Genomic DNA, 22,291 nt, shown 5'->3' on the forward strand with positions numbered 1-22,291 from the left:
GCTGACACTGACTATATTTTATCATACAGAAAAGACACGCAGAAACTACGTGTCTTTTTTTCAACGACGATCTTTCAACCGCTCTTGCATCAAATATTGATATCTTGCATACCAGATGTCAACATACCCTTGTGAAAATGGTCCAGTATTTTCGTTTATCCAGTCCACTAAAATTTTAACATGAGCTTTCAAAATTTTATCAATTTCTGGTGGATAATGCCACTTTTTGCTATGTGCAGCATATTCATCTGCATCTAGTAAATGCTTTTCACCATCAGGAAATACCTTAATATCCAAGTCGTAATCAATATATTTTAGCGCCTCTTTGTCGAGTACGAAAGGTGACGCTAAGTTACAATAGTACGACACACCATTATCACGTATCATTGCAATAATATTAAACCAATACTTCTTGTGAAAATAAACAATTGCTGGCTCTCTAGTCACCCAACGCCGGCCATCATCTTCCGTCACTAAAGTATGATCATTTAATCCAATAATAGCATTTTCACTGGTTTTTAACACCATGGTATCACGCCAAGTTCGATGTAAAGAGCCGTCATGTTTATAACTTTTGATCGTGATGAAATCGCCTTCGCGCGGACCGCGACTCGATTTATTCAAACTCATGATCATACCTACTCTTCTAACACCGAATTCTACTATATTGTACCAAATGTCATGACTAAATGATATACTACAAGTCGTTTCGATGTGTATTTGACCGTGAAAAGTGATGTGTGTTGGCTTTTTTACTTGATTTCTGAGCACTAAGCAATTGACGATGCAATTGAGAAATAATATTTTCTAGTTGTGTTATCGACTTAGTAAGCACTTTTTGTTGCTGGCATCTATAAATATCATCTGCTTTTTCTGTTTGATTTTGAAGTTGAACGATCTCGGCTTTCATCTGTTCCTGTTGTTTCTTAGCCGTGTCATACCTTTTTTGTAATACTTTAATATCATAAAATTGCATTAACCCTCACCAGTTACTAATGTCGAAACTACACGATCAATTAATTCACTTGTGTAGCCTTTAGCATAAAGTCCATTTTTTGTTTTGTATTGTCGTTGACTCAAATTTTCCTTTTGATAGCGACGCCAAAGTTTTTCTGCTTGGCGTGTAATATTTTCTAATTCTAACGCATCATCATTAACTGTATCAATTTGAAGCAAAACTTCTTGTCCAACATCAAATGAAAACCCTTTATTTGCTAGTGCCTGTAAAATTTTTTGTTGTTTATTACGCGTTGCGTCGTGACGGTAAGTATGCGAAAATTTTAGGGCCATTTTTTCAGCAAGTGCTAATTGCTCTTCCATGGTATACGTCGCTAAAGCTGTGGTCACTATTTCCTCAGATACCCCCGCCTGTAGTAAATCTCGCTTAACAACTACCGGACCTTTGGGGCTAATGTTCTTCTTAGTCGACACATAATGCAATGCATAGTTCATATCATCCAAATAGCCGAGATCAGTTAATTGCACAATCACTTCATCTTGAATACGGTCTTCAATCTCTTTTTCAGTCAATTTTTGTCGTACTTGTTTGACTGTCCGTAAGGCGTGACCAAGATAATTTAAGGCGGCATTACGCGCTTTAGCGATATTATCATCATACTTAATACGTTCAATTAATTGATCATCCAACTCACGCCCTTTTGCTAAACCATATTTGATAAGAACACTTTCAGCGACCCCAAAAGCAAATTGCTTATCCAATTCGATACTATATCGTCCTGCCTGCTTTTGTGTTGAAATTTTAGTAATAGTTTTCATAATTCTATTGTACGAAAAAAAGCGCCTGAGCGCTTATTTTTTATATTAGCTTATCAATTTTACAAAACATGATCCAAACCAATGACTAATCCATCTATTTTTTTAACGCCATCTAACGCTAATAAAACACCAGGCACAAAAGCGGAACGACTTGTTGTACTTTGGCTCAGTGTGAGTTGCTCATCATTACCACCAAAATAAACCGTTTGTTGCGCAATATACCCTGGTAATCGCATCGCATGGACTGGTACGTCATCAATCTGCTGACCACGTGCTTGTCCAACCTGCGTTTGTTGTGGGGCATCAACTCTGGATTCTGCTATCAACTTAGCAGTTTGTACAGCAGTACCAGATGGCGAATCAACTTTTTTAGGATTATGTGCTTCAACAATTTCCACATCAGCAAAGTATTTAGCAGCAAGTTGTGAAAACTGCATCAATAACACAGCTGACAAGCTGAAGTTAGGCACAATCAAAACACCCTTTGTTGCCAAATTTTGTAATGACTTAATCTGATCATCTTGTAACCCTGTTGCACCAATGACAACAGCCATATTATTTTTAATCGCCCAAAGTGCATTATCATAAACACTTGCTGGTGTACTAACATCCAAGAAAATATCAGCTGAAACAGTTATATCTTCTACTGATGTCCAAACAGGAAAATCACTTTCATGATTTTTGCCACTTAAAATACCAACGATTTCATAGTCTGTATTAACCAAACCATTCTGGATTGCCTGTCCAAGTTTACCAAATCCACCAGCTAAAATAATTTTAGTCACAATTACCCCTCCAACAATTCGTTAAGTTGCGTCTGTTCATCAGTCGTTAACGGTAAAATTGGTAGACGTGCAATATTTTTAACCATACCAATGGCACTCAAACTCGCTTTAACAGGTGCTGGAGATGGAAATGCAAATAGTGCGTTCATGCGTGGTGTCAAATAACGTTGCAAACGACCAGCTTCACGCCAGTCACCACTGTTCATTGCTGTAAACAATGCCGCAATATCATCCCCATATAAATGAGCAGCCACTGAAATCGTCCCTGCCCCACCTTGAGAATAAGCAGCTAATGTTTGCGCATCTTCACCAGTATAAACTGAAAAATCAACAGCTTGTGTTTTTTCAACTTCTGCACCAATAAACTCTGCCGAAGTTGTTTCTTTAACAGCGTTAATATTAGGATGTTGCGCTAATGTAACAACACTATCTACTGTTAAGCCTACCGCTGAACGTCCTGGAATATTATATAACATCACAGGTTTAGGTGAAGCATCTGCAATCGCTTCAAAATGTGCAATCATACCTGCTTGACTTGGTTTATTATAATATGGTGTCACAGCTAAAATCGCATCTACGCCGTCAATTGCCCCTAATTCTTTAGCATTTTGAACTGATTCTACAGTGTTATTTGTGCCTGCATTAGCAATTAACAAAACATCATCAGCTACATAGTCAACAATATGACGTGTGAGTGCTAATTTTTCAGCGTGTGTTAGCGTGGGCGATTCGCCAGTTGTCCCCGCAATAACTAATCCTTGTGTCCCATGAGACAATAAATGATCAATCACGTGGTCGAGTGCAGGGTAATCAATTTCATTTTTTTCATTAAACGGTGTAATAATTGCCGTTATTAAATTAATATTTTTATACATTTTGATTCATCCGCCATTCTATAAAGTCTTTTAAAGCTGTAAATCCAGGTAACAAGGCACTTTCATCAATGTTGAGTTGTGGACTATGCAATGAATGTGTCACATCATTGACACCAAGCCAAAGCATAACACCCGGAATTTGTTGAAGTAAATAACCAAAATCTTCACCCGTCATCGCAGGTTCTGCCAGTTCAAAAGCGATATCATCACGAGTTGTCATAAAATCAATCAAATTATTAGCTAACTTAATATTATTTTCAACCGGCAAATAGCTACCACTCTCTAGTGATACATCAATTACAACGTCATTAGCTAACGCAACACCAGCAGCAATTTGCCGAATGCGTGTCATCATGACATCTAATCCTGATTTTGTCATACTACGAACAGTCCCTTCAAAATGAACATCGTCAGGAATAACATTGTTAGTAAAACCACCACGGATTTTACCAACACTAACAACACCACCCTTAATTGGGTTAACTGAGCGAGAGACAACTGTTTGTAATTGCACAATTAGTTCCGAAGCAATGACAATAGGATCTTTAAGTAAGTGTGGATAAGCAGCATGTCCACCGACGCCATGAACATCAACTGTCAATTCTGCTGTGCCAGCGAAAAGCGTCCCTGCTAACGTACTTAACATCCCAGCTGGTAAAGCAGGCTGGTCATGAATACCATAAAATTCATCTGGTCGCCACTCATTTTCAAACAAGCCTAAATCATAAGCGACTTTACCACCACTTTTAGCTTCTTCTGCTGGTTGAAAAAAGATAATCAAATTATCTTTTGGCTGATGTTGGCTAAAGTACTGTACCATTGCTAACGCAAGCGTCATATGTACGTCGTGACCACAAGCGTGCATACGTCCAGCATGCTGAGAAGCAAAAGGTAAATTAGTTTTTTCTTCAACTGGCAAAGCATCAATATCAGCGCGGTAACCTAATGTTCTTTGCGGATCTTTACCTTCAAAGCGAATTAAAATTGCTGTTGGCAAAGCATCTACTGTACGAATCGTCATCGTATCGTTTTGCCAACCTTTAACTTTATTTAACAAATAATCATGTGTCTCATACTCTTCAAGTGCTAATTCAGGTATACGGTGTAAATCACGTCGATATTGTTGCAATACTTCACCAGTAATTTCACTCATCAAAGTCCCCTTAAGGCATCAATTAAAGCTGTCTTTTGTTGTGTTTGCGAATCAATTGACTTAATGACTTTGGCAGGTACACCAGCTACTACTGTATTGGCTGGGACATCCTTCGTGACAATAGCACCTGCCGCAACAACTGCGCCATCACCCACTTGAACACCTTCAATGACAACGGCATTAGCACCAACTAATACGTTATTTCCAATCCGAACAGGCTGTGCAGAAGCTGGTTCAATCACACCAGCCAAAACTGCGCCTGCGCCAATATGTGAATTTTCACCAACAATCGCACGGCCACCTAAAATAGCACCCATATCGATCATCGTACCAGCCCCAATTTCAGCACCAATATTAATCACAGCTCCTAGCATGATAACAGCATTGTCACCAATTTCAACTTGTTCTCGAATAATTGCACCTGGTTCAATACGTGCATTAACCGCTTTTTTGTCTAATAATGGTACAGCTGAGTTGCGTGCATCATTTTCAATAAAAACATTTTCTGCAGGTAAATTCGCAATCAATGGTTGAATATCAGACCAATCACCAATTAACTGACCAAAAGCAACACCACCGAATTGCTGAACACTGGCTGGTACTTCACCACTCAATACGCCTTTATAAGTCACTTTTACAATAGTTATCTTTTTAGCATTGGCAATGAAATCAATCAAGCGTTGTGCATCATTTTGTACTTCTGTCATCTTCTTCAATTCCTCTTTGTCATTTAATGATGTCTACTTCAACTGTAACAGCTAAAATAAACAGAGCGCATTACTATTTTGTTGAACTTTGTAATGTATAATCTTTGTCCAGCGACATAATATGTTCATAAGTCTCACGGGCAACAACCAATTGATGTTTGCCATTTTCTACGAATACAACAGCAGGACGTGGGTTACGATTATAATTGGATGCCATAGCATAGCCATAAGCACCTGTAGCCAATACTGATAATATATCTCCTGGCTGTGTTTCTGGTAAGGCTTGTTGCCACACCAAAACATCTCCTGATTCACAATATTTACCTGCAACACGAACAACTTCTTTAGTTTGTGCATTAGGCTGGTTAGCTAATACCGCTTCATATTGTGCTTGATATAATGCCGGTCGGATATTATCTCCCATACCGCCATCAACAGCTAAATAGTGACGAATATCAGGAATATCCTTACGTGAACCGATGGTGTAAAGCGTCTGTCCAGCTGGACCAACGATTGAACGACCTGGTTCAATCCATATTTCAGGCATTTTCCAGTCATATGAAGCTGCTTTGCCTTTAAGTGTGCGTATAATAGCCGCAACATATTCACTTTCTGGTAACGGCTTGTCATCGGCCGTATATCGAATACCAAATCCGCCCCCAACATTAATAACGGCGGGCTGCCATCCCCAACTTTGCGCTGTATCAGCAAGCAAAGCTGCATTCTTTTCAAAGCCAGTCACATCAAAAATTTGTGACCCAATATGCGCATGTAATCCACGCAAATTCAAATTATCGTCATTTTTGGCTATTTGGAAAGCTTCTTTGGCCTGACCCGTAAGTAAGTCAAATCCGAATTTCGAATCTTGTTGTCCAGTACTAATAAATTCATGTGTATGCGCTGAAATACCAGGTGAAATGCGCAACAAAATATCTTGCTTTATTTGATGTTCCTGTGCAATTGTTGATAATAATTTTAACTCCAGAAAGTTGTCAATAATAATCGTCCCAACACCTTTTTCTACTGCTAGCGTCAGCTCATCAAAACTTTTGTTATTCCCGTTGAAACTAAGATGCTTGGTATCAAATCCTGCTTTAATTGCTGTAACTAATTCACCACCAGAAACAATATCTGCATGTATCCCTTCTTGCTGAGCGACTTGATAAATTGCCTTAGTCGCAAACGCTTTAGAAGCGTAGCTCACCACGTAAGGCACGTTTTCTTTTTCAAATAGCGTTTTAAAAGCACGCATTGTTTGCCGAATTTTAGATACATCATACACATAAAGCGGTGTGCCATAAGTTTCTGCTAATGAAACGGCATCGGCACCGTCAATTGTTAAATGTTCTAATTCATTAGTTAAATAATTTGTCATTTTGTTCTCCAAATCCACATAAAAAGCCCTCGTTCGAGACCACGGTCACGGACAAAAGGCTTTTGTGTTAGCATTTTTGACAGTTGCCATAGCTCACCGTTATCTCTAACGACAGTCCAACAGTTATTAACTATTGTCCCAATAATCTATCTTGGTAGTGATAAACTATTTCGGCAATATCCCCTTTCACAACACCGCATCACTGCTACAACAGCTTGGTCTTGGTACTTATGTCAATTGCAACCTCTATGTAAATCTTAATTTCTTATTTTAATTATCATAACTTACTGACGAAATAATGTCAAATTTTTCATTTAATATAATGTATCGATAAATGTGAGTCCTAGTTCCTTTCCATATTGTCGAATGGTGGACTCTGCTAAGTTCAGTTCAAACGCTAAATCAATATAGCTAGTCATCCCTTGGTTGAACAATACTTGCATTTGTGCTTTACGCTCGTCCTTGCCAATCGCCGACTCAGTGCCTAATGCCTGAACACCATGTCCGACAAGTGTCGTGTCTTCTTCACTGACAGGTTGCTTATCCCGAACTTCAAGTTCACGATAAGCCTGCGCAGCAGCTTTAATGTCCAAATGTTCTACTTTAACTTCCGAGGTTACATCCGTTGTTTTTTTAAAATTATAATTCATCATTACCCTTCATTGGCTGCGCGTTGAACAATTACTGAACCATCAACTGGTGAAAAAACACCATTGTCATAAACTGTTTGCAATAAGTCATCGCCACTATCTTTTTGCGATACCGTCACCATCTGACCCTGTCGCATGATAACTTTCAATAAGCCAGCTTTTGATGCTTTACTAACATCCGTTTTTGGGTTTTTTTGAATATTGATTCTCTCACCAGCTGAATTTTCAGCATATGCAGCTTTAATAGCAAAACGCTCAGTGTCACGTGTAAATCCTTCTTGTAGCAGACCGCCACCAGAGCCAACGACCAGATTGTCAGCAGACCAACCAGCTGCAATCAAGGCTTCATACAAACTGACAATCGTATCCGCCTTCATACCATCACCCTGAATAATACCAACATTATAATCAAGGACACGATAGCCCTTATGATTAACGGTTGTACCAAAAATAGTCGCTAATGCATCCAAAACCTGTAAATCAATTGTTTTGGGATCACCAGAATCAGGTCTCAAAACAATACGTCCTTCACGCTGCATAATACGTGCTTTGATCTCTGGTGATCCAATAACAGTAGTTATAAACTGTAACGCATCATAAGAATCAATCACAATTGAAAGCACAGCGTCATCTGGGGTACGATCAAGTTGTGCATTCACATAATCGAACTCGCCTTGCCCTGATCCGTAAGCTGTCGCAACTGAATGTTCTGTTGCCCACACCGATAACGCACGACCCGCAACACCATAAACTGATTCAAAATATTGTGAAGCAGCCATGTTATCCGATCCTTGAAAGTGTAATAAATGTGCTGCGCCACCTCGTTTACCTGATTCAAGCGACGTTGCACCACGTAAACCAAAATCATTAACTGCCAGAAACAAATTAGCGACGGTCCCAGATTTTTCAAGCAATGGTTTTAACCTTTTTTTAATGTTAAGCGAATTTGTCGCAATAGTTGTCGGATACCAGACGTGCATTAAAACCACTTCTAAAGCATTTAAACTGGTAGCAAACCAATCAGCAGTTGATTCAATAGTAAATAAAGCATTACCAGTCGGTACTTCTAATCCCTCTGGCAGTGCTTTTATTTTCACTGGAAAATAGCCCAGATCGCGTACCTTTTCCCAGACTGAACGATTAAAATAGGCTGAAGTGCCAAAAGTCATGTGAGCGACCTTTTGTGCCTCATCAATCATCGTATCTGTTATTGGCTCATGAAAATAATCGTGTAAAATCATTGATAAGCCAAACCAACTTACCGTGTCAAACTTCCCGCCAACGCGAGCTTCACCATATGAATATAGTTTCGTTAAATTAGTAGGATATTGCAAATGATGGGTTAACTTATAGGCATCAGTTGCTAAAATAATATTTTCACTCATAACTAATCTCCGGTAAGTCTGTGGCGATAAATTCTCGGGTGACATCTCGATAAGTATTCTCACTCATACGCAATAAACGCCAATCATATACTTTATCGTCATCGTATTCATCAATGTATGGCTCAAATTCACCCTCAGTTTGCAAAATTAAGTACCCTGCAAAAGCTGCAACAAATTCGTCACTCGATTCTGCTACACGTGTGAGCTTTCCTTGGTCAAAAAAGCCCACAGCTAATTTGTCGCCTTGCCATTCACCCTCGGAAGCCCACTTTAATGAAATCCAATCAGAAACTGTCAGGCCTAAATTCATCAGGTAATCCATTGATAAACGAATATGTATTGGATGGTTTGCAGTTTGCGCTTCAATGCCTTTAGCATCCAATTGGCTTGAAAAGATACCACTTAGGGCTTCAAATTCAGCAATTGTTGGCATCGCCTCTTCATTTTGCCAAGATTTTACCAACGATACCTCAGCATCCAGTGCTTGTGCAATTTCTTCTGTTGTTATTTCCGTTAACTGTTGTAATATAATTAAATTATTCATAATTCTATTATACTAAAAAAGCTGCCTGAAGGCAGCTTTACTTTATATTCTGAGTTATTTTTTTAGCACGTCGATTGACTATCACTGAACGGAAAATACCAATAAAGGTTGGCATCAATGTCACCAACGCAATGCCTAGTATGATAATTGAAAAATGAGCTTTAACAAAAGGAATATTACCAAATAAATAACCGGCGCCAGTTGCTATCAAACTCCATGAAAAAGCAGCAATAATATTGTTTCGCAAGAAATGACCGTACGAAAACTGACTAATTCCCGCAACAAAAGGCACAAATGTTCTAACAATTGGCATGTAACGACCAATGATGATAGCTAACGCCCCTCGCTTTTCAAAAAAGCCTTCTGCTTCACGAATATGTTCTTCCTTAATAAATCGACCAACTAATGGATGTCGTACTAACTTATAGCCACCAGTGCGCCCTATCCAAAAATTAAGTGAATCACCAATGGTCGCGGCAAAGAAAAAAAGTAACATAAATACCCAATGATTTAGTCCAGCATGGATACCCGCAGGAGTTGCTGCCACAGCCCCAGCTGCAAACAACAATGAATCTCCTGGCAAGAATGGCATAATGACAATACCTGTTTCAATGAAGATGATTAAAAACAAAATGAGATATGTCCATGGTCCGAACTGAGATACTAGTGTCGCAATATGGGCATCAATATGAAGAATGAAGTCAATTAAAAACATATGATTAAGGTACGTGTTAGTGTTTAAACTCGCACGTACGGTTCTCCTAACTTATTTTTTACAATAGCTTAATTTTAACACATATTGCCCATTTATTAGAAAATAACTTGTTCCCCACTGCTATCTCTGCAACAAACTTTACCATCTCTTTTTCAAACTGACTATCAGATGAACTACTACTAGACAAAAATTGTCTTTGTATTAAAATTACAACATATTAAAAACAATCTGTTGTAAAGTTATTATAGACATAAATTAAGGAGCAAAATTATGAACGAAGTAAAACTCATTCAAGAACTAGAAGAAATTAATCGCAACGTGGATAATAGCCAGAAATTACCTGGTGCCAAAAATATCTATTTGGCTGCTGGTTGGTTTTCAGACGAACAAGAATCTTTATTGAAAGATGCATTCATCCAATTAAGTACTAATCCAACGATTGCCCATATCCATGTACCACTATTACACCAATATGGTGGTGTGGCGTTAGGTTCTGAGAATGGTGAACCTGATTTTGAATGGGGGGCTATGACTTATAAAGCAGATATTAAAGCAATTGATAATTCGGATTTAACAGTGGCAATTTTTGAAGCTGAAGATCCTGACACTGGGACAGCCATGGAATTAGGTTACTCAGTTGCTTCAAATACCCCTGTAGTATCAGTCTTTGCTGGCAATATTGATCAACATCCAATTAATCTCATGCTCTCATTTGGTACTGATGCGCATGTAACTTCCACCAAAGCATTAGCTGAATATGACTTTTTTGATATTACGCCAAATAAGTATACCGGTAAATTAATTTAATATTAACCCATTAGTGGTTAAAAACTAGAAGAAAGGTGCCGAGCCGCTCTCTCAAAGCACTGACAAAATGCCAGCAACCAATCAGAGTGCCTTAATCTCGGTAAAAATATTTTCATGCAAACATCAAACGAAACAATTTCTCACTGGCAAGTTCTTAATCCATTTTGGTATGCAGAACAATTTAAAGGCTGGACTAGATTGTCATATGCTCTGCTAACTATTGGTTTAATTATTATTACTTATACTAGTTTTGGTATGGGTAATCCAATTAATAGTATGACATTTGCAACATTTTTCGCAGCAATCTTTGGCTGGACAACTGTTTTGGGTTTGAAAGAAGCAAAACCCATGAATGGTCTGTTCGGGCTATTATCAGCCGCTATTTATATTTATGTGGCTTGGCTGCACAAAAACCCAGCCGATGCTGTTTTACAACTGACATATGTTGTTTTGTTAGACATCCCCGTCTTAGTCATGCCATCTTGGGTTAAAAATACGGATCAGCATGTTCGTTTTATTCATGAAACAGACATTCGTGGTGAAAAACACGGTAAAGTATTTTGGTACAGTGTCGTGGCATTAGTTGCTATTATAGCCTTTGCTGCTGCATATTGGTTTGAAACACAAGTATTACACACGCCACGTCCAATTTCTGACTCGTTAGTTTTAGGAACTGGTTTGGTTGGTGCGGTCTTAACCACATTTCGTTTCTCTGAAAGTTGGTTTGCTTGGTTGCTACAAGGCATTATGCAAATCACGCTGTGGGGACTTACTGTAGCTGCTGGTGGTGCCTTAGGTGCTTCAGCACTTGTCATTTTAGTAACTTACCTCATGTACTTTGCTAATGATATCTTGGCGTTGGCACAATCATCATGGTTTCATCACAAAGCCATTACAGCCCAATTAGCTCAGAGCCATGTCAAGTAGAACACCTTGACATGAATTTTGAAAACACTATTGACAAAAGTCTTAATTTTCGGTAAACTTGACTAGTTGATAAATTGAAACCGAAAGGAGGTGCCATTATGGCTACCCCATCAAACAAGAACTCAAAGTCTCATAAGCGTAACCGTCGCGGACACATCGGTTTGAATGTTCCTAACATTGTATTGGACCAAACAACTGGTGAATACCGCGTAGCTCACCGTGTATCACCTTCTGGTGTTTATAACGGCAAGCAAGTTACTGATAAGAAGTAATTTCGCATTATAACCTGTACCCTTTGGCACAGGTTTTTTGTTTGCAATTTTATGGTAAAATAATAACATGACTATTACAATTAGAGAAGCAGCTGTGGATTCTGCTGAAGCAGCCAAACAGATGCGCCTACAAGGTGCTAACCGAATTGAATTAAATAGCCACTTACATCTTGGTGGCCTAACACCAGACACACGCACAATTATTGATACGCTCATAGCTATTACTGATGTGCCAGTGGTCATTATGGTTAGACCCCGTGCCGGTAACTTTGCATATAATGAAAATGAGCTACAACAAATGCAAGAAACATTACAACAAATCGCTGACTTAGGTGGACAATTTGTCACTTTTGGTGTTGTCCGTAATCATCAATTAGACTACGAAGCCATGTCGCTATTGATTCGTCACGCACATGCACTCGACTTACAAGTTGTCATGCATATGGCTTTTGATGATATCGAACAAGAACACCAACCCCAAGCAATGTATTGGTTAGCAGAACATGGTGTTAAACGTATTTTAATGCACGGTGGTCCTTTATCTGAGAGCATTTCGCATACTTTATCGCGTATACAAATGTTGGTTAATATGGCACCAAATCATATCACTATTTTACCTGGTGGTGGACTAACCGCAGAAAATGCGCAACGTATCGCTAGTGCTTTAGGTGTTCATGAAGTTCATGGTTCACAAATTGTTTAATTTATTACGTTAAGCAAACTCATTATCTGAAAACATGGAATTTACTTAATGGTCACTTCAACTACAGTTGTCAAGTGACTATTTTTATACCATTGATACCCTATTATATAATTGTACTAACTAACAAACGAGGGACAAAAATGCCATTAGATGGATTATTTACACATGCAATTGTGCATGAATTCAATCGATTAATTGTTGGTGGACGTATTACTAAAGTCCATCAACCTTACCCCAATGAAATTGTTTTAGTCGTGCGTAATAACGGCACGAACTATCCAGTTTTATTGAGTGCTCATCCAACTTATGCTCGCGCACAGATTACCCATATTCCCTATGAAAATCCACAAACTGCACCTAATTTTGTGATGTTCTTACGCCGCTACTTAGAAGGTTCTAAGCTACAAAAAGTTGAACAAATTGATAACGATCGTATTATCAATTTCTATGTTAATGCACGTGATGAACTAGGTGATATCCAAGAAATTCGATTGACACTTGAAATGATGGGTCGCCACTCCAATCTCTTTCTCGTACGCGAAAATGATTCACGCATCTTAGAACTAATTAAGCACGTCCCTGCTGATCAAAATCGTGTACGCTCATTAATTCCCGGCGCAACTTATGTGTTACCACCCGCACAAAACCTACTCAACCCTTTTATCAGTGATTTATCGGCATTAGCGCCAATGATTCTAGACACACCTTCTGAAGATTGGCCTAAAATGATTCAATCAACTTATCAAGGTTTTAGTCGCGATTCAGCAATATCTCTGGCTGAAGCAATCAAACAAGCTGGTGACCCGCTCAATCATGCTCAAGAATGGTTATCACATTTTGAATCAACACAGCCAACACTATTTATATCTGATAAAGGTGCACTCAGTTTCTCTGCTTTTAATTGGATTCAAGCACATAGTAGTGCACAGCATTTTGACACATTAGGTGACTTGCTCGATGCCTACTACATTGGTAAAGCAGAACGTGAGCGTGTTAATCAACAGGCTGGTTCATTGGTACGTGTTGTCAAAAATGAACTCAAAAAAAATAAAACTAAACGTAAAAAATTATTAGCTACATTAAATGATGCAGAGAATGCTGATGACTTGAAGGTCATGGGTGATTTACTTATTACTTACCCACACTTAGCACAAAAAGGCATGACAAATGTGGCTATCGAAAATTATTATGACAATAATAATTTACTGACTATTCCGTTAGATCCAAAATTAAACGGGTTAAAAAATGCAGAAAGATACTTTACAAAATATCGCAAACTACGTACTGCTGTTGATTTTGTGAATGAACAGCTGACTATCACAGATGCTGAAATTAATTATTTTGACAATATTATCGCTCAACTTGAAGTAGCTTCACCGAAAGATGTCGAAGATATTCGTCTTGAATTAACAACGGGTGGCTATATCCGTGCAAATAAGAAGAATAAACAAAAACCAAAGGTGTCCAAGCCAGATAAGTTTCTTAGTTCGGATGGCACGTTAATTGAAGTTGGTAAAAACAACTTACAAAATGAACGTTTATCCTTAAAACAAGCTGATCGACGTGATATTTGGTTACACGTCCAAAAAATACCTGGTTCACACGTTATTATTCATGATGCAAAACCATCAGATGAAACACTTATTGAAGCTGCCAAATTAGCGGCTTATTACAGCAAGGCACGAGAATCAGCTAATGTACCTGTTGATTACTTGCCTGCAGGTAAGTTGCGTAAACCAAATGGTTCCAAGCCTGGATTTGTTATTTTTGAAGGACAACAAACACTCTATGTCACACCTGACGCTAGTTTAATTTCTAAATTAAAAACAAAATAACACACATAAAACAGACGATACCAACTCAATAGTTGGTATCGTCTGTTTTACTTTATCCTGCTCATATACTACCATCTTTAATTGCTTGGTATAAAATAAATGGTGACTGTGCTTGTTCGTTGGACCAATTATTATATTGATATGTTTTTTCTAATTTAATCCGTTCTTCTGCCGTCAAATCATTTAATTTTGGATATCTGACATTAATATTTCTGAATCCAGCTTTTCTTAAATTATTTTCGTACATACTATTTGGCCAATTAAAATCATGTAAAATGAGATCATTATTCTGGTCAACATGTAACTTTTCAATACGCGGTTCACCATAACCATATTTTTTACCTTTCTCACCATTTTGAAAAGTTGAAAAAGGGACACCCGTTGTATTGGGATTCGTATCCAAAATAAGAAATCGACTTTTGGGGCGCAAAACGCGATGTATCTCTGACATAATTTGTAATATACGCTGCTCAGATTCGTTATTAATAAACACATAGCAAGCCATGGCACCATCAATTGAATTATCTGCAATAAAATTCAAATTATCATTTTCAACAATTCTATATTCAATATGCTCATGTGCACGTTGATCGTTAGCAATCTCAATCATTTTGGCAGATTCATCCACGGCGATGATATCTGATGACCATTGATTGGCCAATCGAAATGATACTTTGCCAGGTCCACAACCATAGTCTAATATTTTATTCGCTTGATCTGATTCAAAAGCAGATATCACGTAATGATAACCTAGTACTTGTTCTAGTACATCATTATATTGATTAAATTGATTAGCCACTGAGGCATCACTAAAAAGATTTTTTGCCATAATACCCCCTTTATATTCCTGCCAATACTGTTGGCCATTTGTTAATCATTAAATATTGATACACTGGCAGTAGCTTCTGAAATAATATACGATCTATTTTTTGATGATAATGAATCATCTGATAAATACTAAATAATGCCAAAATTTGTTGCCAGTATGGTGACAACCCTGTTTGTTGAATAGCTTGCCAATCCATTAATAACTTATTATTTCTCAATTTTTCTTCATAATACATCAATGTATTAATCATTTGCCAATTCTCTTCATTTGGCATTTTTGGTAATTCGAACGTGTCGTATCTTTCTTCTGCCAGCACATGTTTAACCCACTGATTGTCCGGCTCATAAATATGCATCGTGCCTACATTATGATAATAATGACCCACTTCTAAATGAAGATCTCGTGCCATCAGCTCTTGTATCAATGTAAACGAAAAGACATCACTGACAATACCACGAAAAGCATCATTTGCTCGCATGTAAGACACCATATCTAATCGACCGTTGCGAACAAAAAATTGTAATCCTAAAGTACACGAAACGTCTAAATTACGTTCAATTGTCAATTCAGTGGCATCAAATATTTGCATAACTGCGCGCTTAGAATCTGGATCCTGTAGCAATATTTTTTTAACATTTTGCCATTGATTTAAATTTCCCTCTCCAAAATGAAAAAGTTTGGTACCATAAGCAGTCCCCGTCAAGGTTTGACCGTCCATTGAGTAATCAGGCATTCGCTGATTATAATAACTGATGTAGTCAAGACTATTATTTCCGGTGATATACCACAAAGCCTCAGCAAAATTAAATATAATATTTGTTTTTCTTTTTCGACTATAAACAACTCTTTGTGTTGGCTGATTAATTTTAAAATTAACAGCCAGTTTTTCACGACTACTAAATCCTCTTGGTTCATTAAAATATTCTGGATGATGATATATGTCTGCTAATACTGATACATAGGCATCATCAAAAGTTTCATATGTTGTCATAAAATTAAACTCCTCAGTTAACTACTACTTTGATGATTCCTTACGGTCAGGATGTTCATAATTATTATTTGAAAAAATGATTTATTTTTTGGACGCAATCTGCTAAGTCCTTGTAATACAAATATTCAACATCAGCAATTGCACCAAGTCCTTGCACTAAATACGCATAATCAACGCCCACTTTAAGAAGTAGTATCATTTTTTTATTAAAAGCTGACGCCCATCCAAGTTCAATATGAGTCCCTGGTGATGCAGGATTTCCCGGAAATGCTATAAAGTATTGACAGTGTTTAATAGCAAAATAATCTGCTGTTGTGCACTGACTAGGCGCCATCATTTCAGCACCCCAGTTTTCTCTCTTATGCGCATTGTCAACTATAAAATGCTTATTTTCTAATAATTGTATGATTGTTTGAAGCACTTGAGTGTTCTCTGAATCAACAACATTTTTTTGATTCAGAAGTTGCTTAAAAGGTGCAGCTAGAAATACACGTTCATTCAAAAATATACCTCCTAATTTCCAAATAAAAAAGAGCATCTGCAATAACATTGTTGTTCTGCAAACGCTCTTAGATATAGTATGGCTAGCTATATGATTTCCAAATGACCTTCATATAATTCATACTTTCCTACGCTGTTTGCAACAGATCAGGTTCAAAGGGTTCGAAGACTATCACTTCTCTCTCAGCTTTTTATAAAAGCACCCCTAGTATGTTAATTAATCGATTAATAACAATATTGATCTTATCATACATGCTCAAAATTATGCAAGTCAAATTATTTATAATAAAACAGTTTTTCTCTCTCAAGTCCTACTGTTGTGCTGTTTTTCACCAAAAAAGTCAATACCAATAAAGTAATTGGTACGAACCAATTACTTTATTGGTATTGACTTTTTATAAAATAACAATTACGATGATTATGTAAAAATAGTTGGGTAATAAAACAATGTCTTATGTGTTTGACACATGATCTCGATTAATCTTGAAATTTCTACAACATACTTTGCAAAGTGTATTTTGTATCTCGAACTATTTTTTACATTGTCATAGTCTTTACCATGATACGCACATCGTCACAAATTGGAGGAACTACAACATGAACATTGATTCAAAAGAGTACCTTAACAAATTAGATGCCTACTGGCGAGCAACAAATTATTTGTCAGTCGGACAACTTTATTTGTTAGATAATCCCTTACTTAAAGAAAAGCTCACCGCAGATCAAATTAAAATTCATCCTATTGGCCATTGGGGAACAATACCTAGCCAAAACTTTATCTATGCACATTTAAATCGTGCGATTAATAAGTATGATTTAAACATGTTTTACATCGAAGGCCCTGGTCACGGTGGCCAAGTCATGATTTCAAATGCTTATCTGGATGGTAGTTACACTGATGTCTTTCCAGAAATAACACAAGATGAAACTGGCATGCAAAAAATGTTTAAACGTTTTTCGTTTCCAGGCGGCGTGGCATCTCATGCTGATCCTAAAGTACCTGGATCAATCCATGAAGGTGGCGCTTTAGGTTATTCTATTTTACACGGTGCCGGTGCTGTATTAGACAATCCAGATCTCATCGCTGCTGTTGTTGTCGGTGATGGTGAAGCAGAAACTGCGCCATTGGCTACCTCATGGCATGTTAATAAATTTTTGAATCCAAAGAATGATGGTACAGTATTACCAATTTTGAATTTGAACGGATTCAAAATTGCCAACCCTACCGTATTATCGCGTGAATCTGATGAGACCTTGACCGAGTATTTCCATAGTTTGGGGTGGCATCCTTATTTTGTCAGCTCTTTTGACAAGCCAATTATGCAAGTTCATGAAGAAATGGCAAAAACAATGGACACAGTCTTTGAAGAAATCAAAGACATTCGAGACAACGCTGCAAAACAAAACAGCGATGAAGTCACACGCCCACTTTGGCCAATGATCGTATTACGTTCACCAAAAGGCTGGACTGGTCCAAAAACATGGGATGGTAAGCCAATCGAAAACTCATTCCGTGCGCACCAGATTCCAATTCCTGCTGACCAAAATCATCCAGAATATATTCCACAACTTGTGTCATGGTTACAATCATACAAACCAAATGAATTATTTGATGAAAATGGTCGCTTAGCTGAATCAATTCAAGAAGTATTACCAAAGAAATCCCTACGTATGGCACATAATTCAGTAACAAATGCTGGTATTATCAAGCCATTGTCATTGCCAGATATCGATAATTATTTGACACAAAATGATGCACCAGGTAGCAATTTGGCTCAAGATGCTATTTTGTTAGGTGGTTATATCAGGGATATCATTAAATATAATCCAACTAATTTCAGAGGATTCGGACCTGATGAAACAGCATCTAACCGATTCCAAGATGTTTTTGAAACTACTAATCGCCAGTGGTTGCTTCCAATTAAAGAACCAAATGACCAATTTATGGCAACTGAAGGTCGTATTATTGATTCTATGCTATCAGAGCACTATGATGAAGGTATGCTTGAAACTTATACGCTAACTGGTCGCCACGGTTTCTTTGCCAGTTATGAAGTCTTTATTCGTGAAGTTGATGACATGATTGTGCAACACTTCAAGTGGTTAAACCACTCTAGTGAAGTTTCATGGCGTAAAGATGTCCCTGCTTTGAATATCATCGCCGATTCAACTGTGTTCCAACAAGATCATAACGGGTATTCACACCAAGATCCAGGTGTGACAACTATGCTGTATGAAAAGCAGCCCAATTTCATCCGTGAATTCTTCCCAGCTGATGCTAATAGTTTAGTTGCAACATTTGAACACGCAGTTCAAACAACACAACAAATTAACTACATTGTCGCAAGTAAGCACCCTCGTCTACAATGGTTCTCAGCTGAAGAAGCTAAGCAACTTGTTAAACAAGGTTTGCGCATTATTGATTGGGCAAGTACCGATAAAGATGCAGAACCAGATATTGTTATTGCTTCTGCTGGTTCTGAACCAACCACTGAAAGCTTAGCGGCAATCCAAATTTTGCACGACTACATGCCATCATTGAAAATACGTTACATCAACGTATTAGATCTATTCAAATTACGCAGTGATGCAAGTTATGGCTTAAGTGATGATGAATTCGATGGTTACTTCACAACTGATAAACCTGTTCTGTTCGCATTTCACGGTTATGAACCTATGATTGAATCTATTTTCTTCAAGCGCCACAACCATAATCTAAAAGTTCATGGTTACCGAGAAGTTGGCGATATCACCACACCATTTGATATGCGTGTACTTAACCAAATTGATCGCTTTAATTTGGTTAAAGCAGCTATCTCAATGTTGCCTCAAGAAACACGTGTCAAGTATGCATCTCTCGTACAAGAAATGACTGATAAATTAGATGAACACGTAGCATATACAAGATCTATGGGTACTGATTTACCTGAAGTAGAAGATTGGCGCTGGAAAGCACTAAAATAATTATTTGATCTTCTAACTACCAAATAAAAAATACGCCAAGCAATATGATTGCTTGACGTATTTTTTATTTGGTTTTATTTAATTTCTGGTATAAATAAGTTTCCGAGAGATGCTGCCATAATAGCTTTAATTGTATGCAAACGATTTTCAGCTTGCTCAAATTGATGTGCATATGGTGCGTGGAACACTTCATCGGTAATTTCCATTTCTTGAATACCGAATTGATCATAAATATCTTGTGACATGACTGTATTCAAATCATGAAAAGCTGGTAAATCATGCAAAACAATCACTTGATCATTTTGCGTTTGGTCGACTAACTGTTGATTAATTTGATAAGGTGTTAATAGTTTGATTCTCGCTTCAAAGGTTTCTTCTTCTCCCATTGATGCCCAAACGTCCGTATATAATACGTCAGCGCCAACCACACCTGCCGCTATATCGTCCGTAATCACTAACTTTGCACCAGATACTTTTGCTTTTTCATTAGCTATGGTTTGAATTTCTGCCGTTGGTTGCAAACTGTCAGGTGCTACAATATGAATGTTAACACCCAAAATTGCCCCAGTTACAAGTAATGAATTCGCAACATTATTACGTCCATCACCAAGATAGGCTAATGTGATCCCTTCTAAATGACCAAACTGCTCTTTGATCGTGAGAAAATCTGCTAGCATTTGTGTTGGATGCCAATCATCAGTTAAGCCATTCCACACTGGCACACCAGAATAAGTTGCTAACCCTTCTACTGTTTCTTGAGCAAAGCCACGGTATTCAATTGCATCATATAATCGTCCAAAAACTTTAGCCGTGTCTTCGAGTGATTCCTTCTTGCCAAATTGAATATCATTTTTACCTAAAAATTCGGCATGAGCACCAAGATCATTAGCTGCAATTGTAAAGCTAGAGCGTGTACGAGTTGAGGTTTTTTCAAATAATAAGGCAATATTTTTCCCAGCTAAATAGTGATGGGGAATGTTTTGCTTTTTTAAAGACTTTAAATGCGCTGCTAAATCGATGAGTGTCATTAATTCATTTTTTGTAAAATCAATTTCTTTTAAAAATGATTTACCTTGAAAATGTGAGTTCATGCACGTGCCTCCAGTATTGCTTGATTACGGACAATCTCTTTTTTAACGTTTTCAACTGCTGTACCACCAATTGACGTTCGTCGATTAACAGCCGTTTCCGACTTCAATACATTATAAATATCGTCTTCAATCTGTGGTGCTGCTGATTTCAAGTCTGCCAATGCCATTTCTTGCAGTGGCGTGTGTGTGGTAATACCCGCCAAGACTAATTGACCAACAATTGCATGGGCTTGCCTGAAAGGTACGCCCTTTGTAGCCAAGTAATCAGCCAGTTCAGTAGCATTCGAGAAATCATCTTGTGTGCTGGCTAGCATCCGTTTTTCGTGCACTTTCAATCCATTCAAAATACCCGTAAAAATTTTAACTGACGCGATCACTGTGTCAGTTACATCGAAAACCTGTTCCTTGTCTTCTTGCATATCTTTATTGTAAGCCAAAGGCAATGATTTCATCGTTGTCAATAGCGCCATGAGTGATCCATAGGTACGTCCTGTTTTACCACGTACTAATTCAGCAAAATCAGCATTCTTTTTTTGTGGCATAATTGATGATCCAGTAGAAAAATCATCTGATAACTCAACATAATTAAACTCATATGTTGACCACAAAATCAATTCTTCTGCCATTCGTGACAAATGCATCATTAAAATAGATGCATTTGATAAAAATTCAAGCGCAAAATCACGATCAGATACAGCATCAAGTGAGTTATGGTAAATGCTACCAAAGTCTAATTGTTCAGCAACAAATTCACGATCAATTGGGAAAGTTGTACCCGCTAAAGCTGCTGCCCCTAAGGGTAAAATGTCTGTGTGTTTCTGATTGAATTCAAAACGTTCATAGTCACGCTGAAACATTTCAAAATATGCTAATAGATAATGACCGTACGTAATTGGCTGTGCATGTTGTAAGTGTGTATAACCAGACATAATTGTACCTGAGTGTTTTGAAGCCAATATTAATAACTCTTCTTGGAGTTCGGTTAATACAGTCAATACATCTGGTAAACGATGCTTTACCCACAAATGAAAATCTGTTGCGACTTGGTCATTACGTGACCGAGCAGTGTGCAATTTTCCTGCTACGGCACCAATTTTCTCAGTTAACAAAGCTTCCATATTCATATGGATATCTTCATTTTTAACATCAAAAACTAATTGTCCGTTCTCCAGCTCTTTCTGTAATGCCTGCAACCCAGCTACAATTTCCGCAGACTCTTTTTCTGAGATAATAGCTTGTTTACCAAGCATTTTGGCATGAGCAATAGAACCTTCTAAATCTTCTGATGCCATTTTTTGGTCAAAATGAATTGAAGCACCGAATTCGTCGACCCATTCAGCTGCCTTAGCCGTAAAGCGGCCACCCCATAGTTTAGCTGTTGCCATAATTATCATCACATTTGTACT

The 22,291-nt window shown here is 37.7% G+C and carries 23 protein-coding genes and 2 riboswitches; of the genes, 6 read left to right on the forward strand and 17 right to left on the reverse strand.

The features are described 5' to 3' along the window. Nucleotides 1–60: 60 nt before the first annotated feature. The 12 genes from ntdP to FGL89_RS01900 all read right to left on the reverse strand — a co-directional run bounded on the left by ntdP (nt 61) and on the right by FGL89_RS01900 (nt 9,965). A complete protein-coding gene (gene ntdP / locus FGL89_RS01845) occupies nt 61–630 on the reverse strand; it encodes a nucleoside tri-diphosphate phosphatase (protein ID WP_014974107.1) in 570 nt (189 codons plus the stop codon). A 67-nt stretch (nt 631–697) separates the two neighbouring features. Then, nucleotides 698–976, reverse strand: coding sequence for a hypothetical protein (locus FGL89_RS01850; protein WP_014974106.1), 279 nt, complete (start codon nt 974–976; stop codon nt 698–700). Next, on the reverse strand, nt 976–1,776 hold the full coding sequence (gene recX, locus FGL89_RS01855) for a recombination regulator RecX (RefSeq protein WP_014974105.1): 801 nt from the start codon (nt 1,774–1,776) through the stop codon (nt 976–978). Before recX ends, FGL89_RS01850 begins: the two co-directional genes overlap by 1 nt. Nucleotides 1,777–1,835: 59 nt before the next feature. Beyond that, nucleotides 1,836–2,561 (reverse strand): 4-hydroxy-tetrahydrodipicolinate reductase, encoded by a 726-nt coding sequence (gene dapB, locus FGL89_RS01860; RefSeq protein WP_014974104.1) that lies wholly within the window; start codon nt 2,559–2,561, stop codon nt 1,836–1,838. Nucleotides 2,562–2,563: 2 nt separating this feature from the next. Next, nucleotides 2,564–3,436, reverse strand: a complete 873-nt coding sequence (dapA, locus tag FGL89_RS01865) for a 4-hydroxy-tetrahydrodipicolinate synthase (protein ID WP_014974103.1) — start codon at nt 3,434–3,436, stop codon at nt 2,564–2,566. Continuing rightward, nucleotides 3,429–4,589 carry an N-acetyldiaminopimelate deacetylase gene (locus FGL89_RS01870; RefSeq protein ID WP_014974102.1) on the reverse strand — a complete coding sequence of 387 codons (1,161 nt, stop codon included), beginning with the start codon at nt 4,587–4,589 and terminating at the stop codon, nt 3,429–3,431. Before FGL89_RS01870 ends, dapA begins: the two co-directional genes overlap by 8 nt. Then, nucleotides 4,589–5,296, reverse strand: coding sequence for a 2,3,4,5-tetrahydropyridine-2,6-dicarboxylate N-acetyltransferase (gene dapD / locus FGL89_RS01875; RefSeq protein WP_014974101.1), 708 nt, complete (start codon nt 5,294–5,296; stop codon nt 4,589–4,591). Before dapD ends, FGL89_RS01870 begins: the two co-directional genes overlap by 1 nt. A 73-nt stretch (nt 5,297–5,369) precedes the next feature. Next, nucleotides 5,370–6,671, reverse strand: coding sequence for a diaminopimelate decarboxylase (gene lysA / locus FGL89_RS01880; RefSeq protein ID WP_014974100.1), 1,302 nt, complete (start codon nt 6,669–6,671; stop codon nt 5,370–5,372). Nucleotides 6,672–6,752: 81 nt separating this feature from the next. Next, nucleotides 6,753–6,928: riboswitch (Lysine riboswitch) on the reverse strand. Nucleotides 6,929–6,985: 57 nt separating this feature from the next. Next, a complete protein-coding gene (locus FGL89_RS01885) occupies nt 6,986–7,321 on the reverse strand; it encodes a hypothetical protein (protein WP_041773146.1) in 336 nt (111 codons plus the stop codon). 2 nt (nt 7,322–7,323) lie between these two features. Continuing rightward, nucleotides 7,324–8,706, reverse strand: a complete 1,383-nt coding sequence (locus FGL89_RS01890; protein WP_014974098.1) for a nicotinate phosphoribosyltransferase — start codon at nt 8,704–8,706, stop codon at nt 7,324–7,326. After that, on the reverse strand, nt 8,699–9,250 hold the full coding sequence (locus FGL89_RS01895) for a hypothetical protein (RefSeq protein ID WP_014974097.1): 552 nt from the start codon (nt 9,248–9,250) through the stop codon (nt 8,699–8,701). Before FGL89_RS01895 ends, FGL89_RS01890 begins: the two co-directional genes overlap by 8 nt. Before the next feature lie 37 nt (nt 9,251–9,287). After that, entirely contained in the window at nt 9,288–9,965 is a 678-nt protein-coding gene (locus FGL89_RS01900; protein WP_041773145.1) for a VTT domain-containing protein, read from the reverse strand. 270 nt (nt 9,966–10,235) lie between these two features. Between FGL89_RS01900 and FGL89_RS01905 the strand changes: the two genes are divergently transcribed. The 5 genes from FGL89_RS01905 (at nt 10,236) to FGL89_RS01925 (ending at nt 14,509) form a co-directional block, all read left to right on the forward strand. After that, on the forward strand, nt 10,236–10,772 hold the full coding sequence (locus FGL89_RS01905; RefSeq protein WP_014974095.1) for a nucleoside 2-deoxyribosyltransferase: 537 nt from the start codon (nt 10,236–10,238) through the stop codon (nt 10,770–10,772). A 114-nt stretch (nt 10,773–10,886) separates the two neighbouring features. Further along, nucleotides 10,887–11,699, forward strand: a complete 813-nt coding sequence (pnuC, locus tag FGL89_RS01910) for a nicotinamide riboside transporter PnuC (protein ID WP_014974094.1) — start codon at nt 10,887–10,889, stop codon at nt 11,697–11,699. Between the two features lie 98 nt (nt 11,700–11,797). Further along, nucleotides 11,798–11,971, forward strand: coding sequence for a 50S ribosomal protein L32 (gene rpmF, locus FGL89_RS01915; protein WP_014974093.1), 174 nt, complete (start codon nt 11,798–11,800; stop codon nt 11,969–11,971). A 67-nt stretch (nt 11,972–12,038) separates the two neighbouring features. After that, nucleotides 12,039–12,674, forward strand: a complete 636-nt coding sequence (locus tag FGL89_RS01920) for a copper homeostasis protein CutC (RefSeq protein WP_014974092.1) — start codon at nt 12,039–12,041, stop codon at nt 12,672–12,674. A gap of 140 nt (nt 12,675–12,814) precedes the next feature. After that, nucleotides 12,815–14,509 carry an NFACT RNA binding domain-containing protein gene (locus FGL89_RS01925; protein ID WP_014974091.1) on the forward strand — a complete coding sequence of 565 codons (1,695 nt, stop codon included), beginning with the start codon at nt 12,815–12,817 and terminating at the stop codon, nt 14,507–14,509. A gap of 61 nt (nt 14,510–14,570) precedes the next feature. On the opposite strand, the gene FGL89_RS01930 is transcribed toward FGL89_RS01925, so the two are convergent. The 3 genes from FGL89_RS01930 to FGL89_RS01940 form a co-directional block, all read right to left on the reverse strand. Further along, complete coding sequence (locus FGL89_RS01930; RefSeq protein ID WP_014974090.1) at nt 14,571–15,338, reverse strand: class I SAM-dependent methyltransferase; 768 nt, start codon at nt 15,336–15,338, stop codon at nt 14,571–14,573. A gap of 10 nt (nt 15,339–15,348) precedes the next feature. Then, the gene (locus FGL89_RS01935) at nt 15,349–16,329 is read right to left on the reverse strand and encodes a thymidylate synthase (protein WP_014974089.1); all 981 of its coding nucleotides are present in this window, start codon (nt 16,327–16,329) and stop codon (nt 15,349–15,351) included. A 64-nt stretch (nt 16,330–16,393) separates the two neighbouring features. Beyond that, nucleotides 16,394–16,831, reverse strand: coding sequence for a hypothetical protein (locus FGL89_RS01940; RefSeq protein WP_041773196.1), 438 nt, complete (start codon nt 16,829–16,831; stop codon nt 16,394–16,396). A gap of 107 nt (nt 16,832–16,938) precedes the next feature. Further along, nucleotides 16,939–17,047, reverse strand: a riboswitch (TPP riboswitch). A 380-nt stretch (nt 17,048–17,427) separates the two neighbouring features. Between FGL89_RS01940 and FGL89_RS01945 the strand changes: the two genes are divergently transcribed. Then, entirely contained in the window at nt 17,428–19,794 is a 2,367-nt protein-coding gene (locus FGL89_RS01945; RefSeq protein ID WP_014974087.1) for a phosphoketolase family protein, read from the forward strand. 74 nt (nt 19,795–19,868) lie between these two features. Here FGL89_RS01945 and argF read toward each other — a convergent pair whose 3' ends face one another. After that, nucleotides 19,869–20,885, reverse strand: a complete 1,017-nt coding sequence (gene argF / locus FGL89_RS01950; protein ID WP_014974086.1) for an ornithine carbamoyltransferase — start codon at nt 20,883–20,885, stop codon at nt 19,869–19,871. Continuing rightward, nucleotides 20,882–22,270: an argininosuccinate lyase gene (gene argH, locus FGL89_RS01955; RefSeq protein WP_014974085.1), complete on the reverse strand. Its 1,389-nt coding sequence runs from the start codon at nt 22,268–22,270 to the stop codon at nt 20,882–20,884. Before argH ends, argF begins: the two co-directional genes overlap by 4 nt. Nucleotides 22,271–22,291 lie beyond the last annotated feature (21 nt).

Source organism: Leuconostoc carnosum, from assembly GCF_007954525.1.
GTDB lineage: Bacteria > Bacillota > Bacilli > Lactobacillales > Lactobacillaceae > Leuconostoc > Leuconostoc carnosum.

Coding starts and splice junctions, on each gene's coding strand:
- ntdP (WP_014974107.1), bottom strand. CDS start 630: ATGAGTTTGAATAAATCGAGTCGCGGTCCGCGCGAAGGCGATTTCATC.
- FGL89_RS01850 (WP_014974106.1), bottom strand. CDS start 976: ATGCAATTTTATGATATTAAAGTATTACAAAAAAGGTATGACACGGCT.
- recX (WP_014974105.1), bottom strand. CDS start 1,776: ATGAAAACTATTACTAAAATTTCAACACAAAAGCAGGCAGGACGATAT.
- dapA (WP_014974103.1), bottom strand. CDS start 3,436: ATGTATAAAAATATTAATTTAATAACGGCAATTATTACACCGTTTAAT.
- FGL89_RS01870 (WP_014974102.1), bottom strand. CDS start 4,589: ATGAGTGAAATTACTGGTGAAGTATTGCAACAATATCGACGTGATTTA.
- dapD (WP_014974101.1), bottom strand. CDS start 5,296: ATGACAGAAGTACAAAATGATGCACAACGCTTGATTGATTTCATTGCC.
- lysA (WP_014974100.1), bottom strand. CDS start 6,671: ATGACAAATTATTTAACTAATGAATTAGAACATTTAACAATTGACGGT.
- FGL89_RS01885 (WP_041773146.1), bottom strand. CDS start 7,321: ATGAATTATAATTTTAAAAAAACAACGGATGTAACCTCGGAAGTTAAA.
- FGL89_RS01890 (WP_014974098.1), bottom strand. CDS start 8,706: ATGAGTGAAAATATTATTTTAGCAACTGATGCCTATAAGTTAACCCAT.
- FGL89_RS01895 (WP_014974097.1), bottom strand. CDS start 9,250: ATGAATAATTTAATTATATTACAACAGTTAACGGAAATAACAACAGAA.
- FGL89_RS01900 (WP_041773145.1), bottom strand. CDS start 9,965: ATGTTTTTAATTGACTTCATTCTTCATATTGATGCCCATATTGCGACA.
- FGL89_RS01905 (WP_014974095.1), top strand. CDS start 10,236: ATGAACGAAGTAAAACTCATTCAAGAACTAGAAGAAATTAATCGCAAC.
- pnuC (WP_014974094.1), top strand. CDS start 10,887: ATGCAAACATCAAACGAAACAATTTCTCACTGGCAAGTTCTTAATCCA.
- rpmF (WP_014974093.1), top strand. CDS start 11,798: ATGGCTACCCCATCAAACAAGAACTCAAAGTCTCATAAGCGTAACCGT.
- FGL89_RS01920 (WP_014974092.1), top strand. CDS start 12,039: ATGACTATTACAATTAGAGAAGCAGCTGTGGATTCTGCTGAAGCAGCC.
- FGL89_RS01925 (WP_014974091.1), top strand. CDS start 12,815: ATGCCATTAGATGGATTATTTACACATGCAATTGTGCATGAATTCAAT.
- FGL89_RS01930 (WP_014974090.1), bottom strand. CDS start 15,338: ATGGCAAAAAATCTTTTTAGTGATGCCTCAGTGGCTAATCAATTTAAT.
- FGL89_RS01935 (WP_014974089.1), bottom strand. CDS start 16,329: ATGACAACATATGAAACTTTTGATGATGCCTATGTATCAGTATTAGCA.
- FGL89_RS01945 (WP_014974087.1), top strand. CDS start 17,428: ATGAACATTGATTCAAAAGAGTACCTTAACAAATTAGATGCCTACTGG.
- argF (WP_014974086.1), bottom strand. CDS start 20,885: ATGAACTCACATTTTCAAGGTAAATCATTTTTAAAAGAAATTGATTTT.
- argH (WP_014974085.1), bottom strand. CDS start 22,270: ATGGCAACAGCTAAACTATGGGGTGGCCGCTTTACGGCTAAGGCAGCT.